At 44.3% G+C, this 7,959-nt stretch carries 5 protein-coding genes; 3 read left to right on the forward strand and 2 right to left on the reverse strand.

Features of this window, described 5'->3' with window-relative positions; genetic code table 11:
• Positions 1 to 314 precede the first annotated feature (314 nt).
• Entirely contained in the window at positions 315 to 1,469 is a 1,155-nt protein-coding gene (locus tag ABF638_RS24910; protein ID WP_435025596.1) for a KamA family radical SAM protein, read from the forward strand.
• A 3-nt stretch (positions 1,470 to 1,472) separates the two neighbouring features.
• Positions 1,473 to 2,462, forward strand: a complete 990-nt coding sequence (locus tag ABF638_RS24915; RefSeq protein ID WP_435025597.1) for a D-alanine--D-alanine ligase family protein — start codon at positions 1,473 to 1,475, stop codon at positions 2,460 to 2,462.
• Positions 2,463 to 2,481: 19 nt separating this feature from the next.
• Here the strand turns inward: ABF638_RS24915 and ABF638_RS24920 are convergent, their stop codons facing one another.
• Both ABF638_RS24920 and ABF638_RS24925 read right to left on the reverse strand, forming a co-directional pair.
• Entirely contained in the window at positions 2,482 to 3,930 is a 1,449-nt protein-coding gene (locus ABF638_RS24920; protein ID WP_435025598.1) for an MATE family efflux transporter, read from the reverse strand.
• 415 nt (positions 3,931 to 4,345) lie between these two features.
• Positions 4,346 to 6,541, reverse strand: a complete 2,196-nt coding sequence (locus ABF638_RS24925; protein ID WP_435025599.1) for a transglycosylase SLT domain-containing protein — start codon at positions 6,539 to 6,541, stop codon at positions 4,346 to 4,348.
• A gap of 629 nt (positions 6,542 to 7,170) precedes the next feature.
• Here ABF638_RS24925 and ABF638_RS24930 point away from each other — a divergent pair.
• Positions 7,171 to 7,872, forward strand: coding sequence for a hypothetical protein (locus tag ABF638_RS24930; RefSeq protein ID WP_435025600.1), 702 nt, complete (start codon positions 7,171 to 7,173; stop codon positions 7,870 to 7,872).
• Positions 7,873 to 7,959 lie beyond the last annotated feature (87 nt).

Here is a 7,959-nt window from a genome sequence, read left to right on the forward strand (position 1 = left end):
TAATTAAATCTGCGACATTTGTCTACGTATTAATACTGCACAAAACAGCGATCGCTATCATGACAGCATAAGTGTATCCTGTATAGAAAAACACTTATTATGAACCTTGGAGTAGATTTTTTTATTTTAACTAAAAATCTAAGTAAACATACTAATACACTGTGACAAAAATTTGCTTACCTTTAACAAGGGACGGGCAATTCATGAATTGCTCCTATTTGTCTGCTTGCTTAATTGAGATGGTAGCTGGATTTGCGCCGCACTCTATTAGGCTGTGATTTGTTTATTATTCTCAGCTTAATTTCGGTCTAATAATGATCAAAAACACTACTCTAGATCCTCTAGTAACTGATATTCGGTGTGAAGAAATTTGTCAGATTTTGGGAGAGACTTACAACCAGGAACGCTGGAACGATTGGCGCTGGCAAATGCGGCATCGGTTGACTAAGCTGGAACACTTTCAGAAGTTATTAAGGCTTAGTGCTACCGAAGAAAAGGGACTTTTAATCGCACCAGAGAAGTTTGCTGTAGCCGTAACCCCATACTTTGCATCACTACTTGATCCAGAAGATCCCCTTTGCCCACTACGGTTACAAGTGATACCACGGCAAGAAGAACTAATAGTTAGTCCAGCAGACATGGTAGATCCATGCGGTGAGGATCACGACACTCCAGTACCAGGACTCGTACACCGCTATCCTGACCGCGTGTTGCTGCTGGCCCTAGATAGTTGCGCTGCTTATTGTCGTTACTGCACCCGCTCTCGTTTGGTGAGCCAAGGTGAGATGTACCCAGTAACGCGGCGGTTGGATGCGATCGCTGCTTACCTGGAGGAACACACCGAGATCCGTGACGTACTAATTTCCGGTGGCGATCCTTTATTGATGGCTGATGAACCTTTAGACAATTTGCTTAGGCGGCTGCGTGCCATTAAGCATATTGAATTTATCCGCATTGGTTCTCGCGTGCCAAGTTTCTTACCGCAGCGAATTACACCAGAACTGGTTGCCTTGCTACGTAAACATCGAGTGTGGCTATCTTTGCACTTTTGTCATGTGCGGGAACTTACCCCAGAAGTCGCACAAGCTTGCGATCGCCTCGCTGATAGTGGCATTCCTCTAGGCAGCCAAACTGTGCTGTTAAAAGGTGTGAATGATTCTGAAAAAGCTCTGAAGAATCTGTTTCACGGTCTTCTTAAGCTGCGTGTGCGACCTTATTATCTTTATCAATGCGACCCTGTTGTTGGCACTGCACATCTGCGAACAAGTGTGCAAACTGGGCTTGATTTAATTTCTAAATTACGTGGTCATACTACTGGCTACGCTGTACCAACCTATGTAATTGATGCCCCTGGTGGTGGTGGCAAAGTCCCAATTCAAGCCGAGACTCTAGTTGCTTATGAGAATGGTACAGCTACAGTGCAAAATTGGGCGGGTAAGACGTACACCTATACAGATCCAGTAGAGTAAGTTATGGGGTTATTCATTGGTCTGTGTTATGACTTGAAGGCAGACTACCTGAAAGCTGGTTTCAGTGACTCTGAGGTAATGGAGTTCGATGATGAAGAAACTATCATCGGGCTGGAAACTGCACTATTGCAGTTAGGTCATCAGATTGAACGTGTCGGTAATGGTAGAGAACTTGCTCTGCGCTTGGCAAAAGGCGATCGCTGGGATTTGATTTTCAATATTGCTGAGGGTTTAAAGGGTCGCTCTCGTGAAGCTCAAGTCCCGGCAGTCTGCGAATTATTCGCTCAACCCTACACCTTTTCCGATCCACTCACCTGTGCTTTAACTTTAGACAAGGCGCTTGCTAAAAGAGTGGTGCGCGATCGCGGTTTGCCGACAGCCTCCTTTGAAATCGTGAATACTACCGCAGAGGCGGCAGCCGTGTCACTGCCAATACCACTTTTCCTCAAGCCTGTGGCGGAAGGTAGTTCTAAAGGGATAACTGGGCGTTCTCTTGTCAAAGAACGCGAGGAACTAGTAAATACTTATCAATTGTTACGTGAACTTTTTCAGCAACCAGTACTCGTGGAAACCTTTCTTCCTGGTAGAGAAGTAACAGTAGGCATTATTGGCAACGGCAGCAACTCACGGGTAGTAGGTGTGATGGAAGTAATTTTTACAGGAGAAGTGGAAGCTTTTGCCTACACCACCCTTAACAAAGATGAGTATCTGGAACGGGTATCTTATGGTTTACTCATAGATCCTGAACCACTGGCAGCACAGGCAAGGCAACTGGCGGTGGATGCTTACCATACTCTTGGTTGCCGAGACGCTGCCCGCGTGGATCTGCGCTGCGATGCTAGCGGTGTGTTGCAGTTTATGGAGCTTAACCCATTGCCAGGGCTACATCATATCCGCTCAGACTTGCCAATTATGGGACATTTGGGTGGTGTGACATACACAGAAATCATTGCTGAAATAGTCGAGTCTGCATGGCAAAGGTACAAAAATTGAAGTTTTTAGAGCTGTTCAATCAGAGTGACATACTTCCAGCGCCGCCCTTCTCTACGAGACGCTCCGCGAACAGGACGGCGTGGGGCTGCTGGCGAGAATAGCTTAACTCAGTAGTCAAAAGATAAAAACGCCAAGTTAAAAGCACTGCACCCATGAGTAGCCCTAGTACTAAACCCAACCATAAACCTATAGCACCCCAGCCGAAAGTGAATGCCATTAGATAACCTCCACCTAGACCTACTCCCCAGTAAGCGAACATAGTAATTAACACTGGCACTTTGGTGTCCTTCAACCCGATTAAAGCACCAGCAGCAATAGTCTGAATAGAATAAAATATCTGGACTATTGCCCCCGCAGCCAGGAAAGAAATTGCCGTTTTAACTATCTCGATATTATCTAAATTACTGGTGTCCAAATACATTGCCACAATATAGTTGGGAAACAGCCAAAAAATTAGTGCCACAATACTCACAACAGGAGTGATAAGGGCAATGCAGACAAATCCCGCTCTGCTTGCACCCTTGAGATCATTTTGCCCTCTCAGTTGTCCTACTCTCATAGTGACGGCATAGGAAATACCTATAGATACAGTTTCGACAAAACTTTCCGTCTCGACAGTAATTTCATGGGCTGCTAATGTCTCTGTCCCAAACCAACCCATCAGTAAAGCAGTGACAGTGAATACTCCAATTTCTGCCCCATACTGCAACCCCAAAAACCACCCAGTTTGAAAGATATCTATAAACATATCTTTATCGAACTGATGCAAAGCACAATCAAGTTGATATTTTTTAAAATAGTTATCAAAGCAAATCCAACTGGTGGCGGCGATAAAATTCAGCCAAAAAATGAGTGCGCTTGCCCAACCAATACCGGCTAAACCAAGGACTGGAAAACCAAATTTACCGAACATTAGCACGTAATTAGCAGCCGCATTTGATAATAGTCCCACCACGGTAATTACTGTTAGGAATTGGGGACGATTGAGGGCAGAGCTAACTTCTTTTAAGATACAAAAACCGAGTGCAGCAGGAAAACCCCAAACAATAGACCGCAAATATGTTTGAGCTAATAACACATTGCTTTCTTCTTGACCAGTCAGCAGCAGAATAGAGTCAAAGTGCCAAATGACAAACATCACAGGTAAGCACATCGTCACAGCTAACCAAATTCCTTGACCGGTAGCACGACTAACTTGGTCTATTTTTCCTGCACCAAAAGCATTGGCGACACTCACACCCGCAGCGGAAAGAACAGAACGACAAACGGAAGCTAGGGTAGAAAAAGTAACAGCACCTAAAGCACCCGCAGCTAAAGCTTGGCTGTTAAGTAAGCCCATCATCACTCCATCCAATAAAGGAATGCCCGCTTCTAATATTTGAGTAATTACCAAAGGAACTGCCAATTGCAGGCAGGCTTGGATTTCTAATATCAGTTCTGACTTAAATTTTTTTGAAGTTAACTCCATTGGGGCGCGAAACTTGCAACACTGAATACATTAAGATATATTAACGCTACAGGTGCAATCAACTCAAGCTATAGGAATACGGTTTGATTACTGAAATCATTTGCGTAGGTAGGCAATAGGCAAAAGGCAATAGGCAATAGGATTTCAGAAGATTAAGGTGTACCGAATTTTTTTCAAAAATCAAATATGAGTCCTATATTAGCGATCGCTTGACCCTTGCAACAGATAAAGTAGCGTAGGCGCAGCCCACCCTAAGCATCGCCCCACTTAAATTTTTGTAAAATGTTGCCTTTTAGCCATAACCGAGGAGAATTCAGGAGTGCTGGGTACTGGTAGGGAATTATTTATTAATCTTCCCCTGCTCCCCCTGCTCCCCCTGCTTCCCCTCTCTCCTTTCTAGCGTCAAACAGCAAAATCACTGCGTCGGTAATTTCGGGTGTGTAGTCGAATATTTTGCTACGATGCCAGAAATCTCAGGGTTGTAAAGCCTCAGATAATTCCAGTAGTTGCCAAATACTTGACGCACATAATTTTTGGTTTCATCAAAGGGAATTTCTTCAACAAACTCGTCTGGATCTTGTGTAGTTAGAGTTTGCAGCCATTTGGAGACATTACCGGGGCCAGCATTGTAACTAGCGATCGCGAGCAAGGAATTATTGTTATATTGCTCATGGGTATGATCCAAATACCATGTACCCATCATGATGTTATCGTTGGGATTTTCTAGACTTATTGTTTTGAAATCCACTTTGATTTGTGGGGCGATCCATTTAGCTGTACTCGGCAACACCTGCATTAAGCCAGTAGCATCAGCGACAGATTTGATTTTTGCTTCAAACCGTGACTCTTGACGCATCAAGGCAGTTACTAGCAGAGGATTGAGTTGACGCTCAGTAGACCACTTTTGAATTTCTCGAAAATAGGGAAATGGATAACGGGCTTGCCAGTAGATGATTTGTTTGCTCAGAGTCTCGTATTGGGTTTGTTCAGCGGGTATTTCCCGGTCTTCCAATTTAGAGATTTTGTCAATTCCGATGAGATTTTCTCCCCTTGCCAGCCGCATCAACCCTTCAGTAAATTGCTCTGCTACTGTTGGCTGAACTTTGTTTTGAAATTCTGTTTGCCATTGTAACCAGGCATCACGGTCTTGACCCAACAGATACAATTCTTTGAAAGTTTCAGAACCAGCAGGCGGTAATGGGCGCTGGGGTGTGATTACTTCCGGGTTCATGACGCGCACGTTGTCAAAGTTGCCGACATTCAACCCCAGCATCGTCGCCGATCGCCATGCATAGTAAGAGTAAGGAAATTGACTAATCACATACTCATAAGCCGTTTTAGACTCCTGCTGTTTGCCTAGTGAAGCTGCCCATTTCCCTACCCAAAAGCCGGCTCTTGGAGCCAAAATACTGTTGGGATTGTTGGTGACAATTGGTTCTGCCCATTGCCAAGCACCGACGTAATCTTTGGCTTTGGCTTTGTCTTTGGCTATTTTCCAGCGGTATTCTGCGGCTTCATCAGAATTGCCGTATTTGGCTATGAGTAATTGCCACGCCACGCTAGCTGATTTTTGATCTTTGAGGGTTTGGAGAGTTTTAGCTTTTTGTACCAGTGCAGTACCAGCTTGTTTCGGAAATTTACTAATTACCTGGTCAAGATAGGGTAAGCCGTCTTTACCTGTTTTTGTGGTTTCTGCTAACCGCAGTAGTGCAGTTCCAGTTTCTTCGGTATCTGGAAATTGCTGGACTAATTGTTTATAGGTGGCGATCGCTTTTTCTCGATCTTTGCCTCCTACTTGTAACCCCCGTGCGGTACGGTAGAGGTTGCGCGGTGTTTTGGGTGCTTTGGCATAAGCATTGGCCGCTTTGAGAAATTGACTATTTTCCCAATAGCTTGTACCAATGATTTCCCAGTCTTCAGATTTGAGATTCGGCTGTTTTACTAGCTGATCTAAAACGCCCACTATCCCTGGTTGATCGTAGGCATATTTAGCCAAAATCAGCTGTAATTGTGGCTGATTGGGATTTTCTTGTAAGCGTTTGCGGATAATTTCCCAAGTTAGAGGATTGGAAGGAAATTGAGCGATCGCGGTTTCTTGTTGCTTTGGTTGGGCAATCAGATATAGCGCTTTTACTGTGGCTGCTTCTTTGGGATACAGTCTCAGCACACTTTGCCTCAGATCCGAAGCTTTGCCATCCTCACCCAGCATATCCTCTGCCTGGGCTTGTTTCAGCAAAATATAAGGCGCGAGAACAGGATAGTCTTTCTCTAATCCTTGAAGTAAAGCCAGGGCTTTTTGCGCTTGGGTTCTTTCAATATAATCACTCGCCAACAGATAACGAGCGCGATTCCGGTCTGGCGATCGCGATTCTTGGGCGATCGCTGCTAGTTTTGCCGCCCGTTCTGGCAGCGATTGTGAGATCAGTGGAAAGACCGCTGATTGGGCAATGCTAGTCTCTGATGTTGACTCTGCTTTATTCTGACTCAGTTTGAGCCATTGTCCAAGGGATTTGCCAATCTCTGGTGCTGATACCATTGCCCCGGCTAAAAAGGCAAACAGTGCCGCACCCGCAATTATCGAAATCTGCTTTTTTTGTAGTTTCTTCAGCATGAATACCCGCTGAAAAGTTCCGGTGAATTTCCTGAAACTCTAACACTCCTAACCATCAGTGTGTCCAATTTTTAATTTTAGATTTTTAATTTTATGTAGAAAAATACTAATTTTCAATCCTACGGTTGGCAGTATTGAGTTATTAGCACATATTAAATACTATTACATCTATCTTGGGTATATCATAAATTCACTTTCCCAGTATCACTTGTGCAGTGAAAACACAATCCTCAGTCCCTTTTACATCAATACGGTTCGGATAAGCACTCTTCACTTTTCTTATGGTCTGGGAATTGGTTTTGGGGAAAGGGGTAAAGGATGTATTAAAACCTTTCCCCCAAAACCGAACCGTATTGCCTTTTAAGGGACTTCCAAGGAATAAATTACTCAAAAAAATAGGACTTACGCAATAAATAAATAATCATTATGAGGGTGTAAGAGGTTGCTGACGTCAACCACCTCTTACACCCTCAAGTATTCACAAAAAACTTATTATCCAAAAACGGTATCATCGGCTATTATTTTTGGCGTTGGCAAAACTTTTCGGTCTACTGACTTTACCATTCAACCTCTTGGTGATAGATTTATCCAATAATTCATATCTATTCAAAACAACAATTAACATAACAATGAAAACATTGCTGGCTTTAACGCCGATCGCGCTGAGTTTACTTACGCTTACAGTCGCGAGTTCTGTGAATGCTCAAGCGATAATCGATACTGTAGACAACGGTAATTTAAGTGTGACGGGGATGACACGAGGAAGCGGTTGCACTGTCCTTTTTAGCCCTCAAGGGGAGCTAGTTCAAAATGGTCGTTCCTGTAGTTCAAAAGAAATTGGTAAAGCTCAAACTGCGATCGATACCTATCTCCGGGAGCAAGGCGCACCTGAGCGCAACAGTGACAACTCAATGCGGCAAAAACTGACCTTAATCTGCTACGGTGAAGGTCGCAAACCAAGTCTTGAAAGCCGCAACAGCTATGAATGGAACTCACGTCGTCATCGCTATGAACTGCAAAATCGTGTAGAGTCTTCGACAAAGGAATTCGATTCCGAGGTTCAAGTCGAGATTCGTAATATGCAGGGAAAAATTCATCTGGGCGGAAGGCTCATCCCGCCAATTAATTCAGGCGGTACTAATGGATGGTGGAACCTCAAGGATCTCCGTGTCACACCTGAGCAAATCACGGGAAAATACCAAGTAAATGGGCTAAATCATCCGCGTGTTGAGATCGACCGACGCAGTGGACGGATCGCCATTAATGGGATTGAGCGTTTCCGTGGTACTTGCGATTCCGGCGACTGGAGCAGTGGCAGAACTCGTTTCTAGTAGTCTGTCCCATTAGTTATGAGTGGTTAGCGGTGGTCAGATCCCCGACTTCTTAAAGAAGTCGGGGATCTCGTAGCCCAGCAAAAT

Source organism: Nostoc sp. CALU 1950 (assembly GCF_051172895.1).
Classification (GTDB): Bacteria; Cyanobacteriota; Cyanobacteriia; order Cyanobacteriales; family Nostocaceae; genus Nostoc; species Nostoc edaphicum_A.

What these genes read in the sequence shown, in the direction of transcription:
- ABF638_RS24925 (WP_435025599.1), bottom strand. Translation starts at nt 6,541, where the DNA reads ATGCTGAAGAAACTACAAAAAAAGCAGATTTCGATAATTGCGGGTGCG.
- ABF638_RS24915 (WP_435025597.1), top strand. Translation starts at nt 1,473, where the DNA reads ATGGGGTTATTCATTGGTCTGTGTTATGACTTGAAGGCAGACTACCTG.
- ABF638_RS24930 (WP_435025600.1), top strand. Translation starts at nt 7,171, where the DNA reads ATGAAAACATTGCTGGCTTTAACGCCGATCGCGCTGAGTTTACTTACG.
- ABF638_RS24920 (WP_435025598.1), bottom strand. Translation starts at nt 3,930, where the DNA reads ATGGAGTTAACTTCAAAAAAATTTAAGTCAGAACTGATATTAGAAATC.
- ABF638_RS24910 (WP_435025596.1), top strand. Translation starts at nt 315, where the DNA reads ATGATCAAAAACACTACTCTAGATCCTCTAGTAACTGATATTCGGTGT.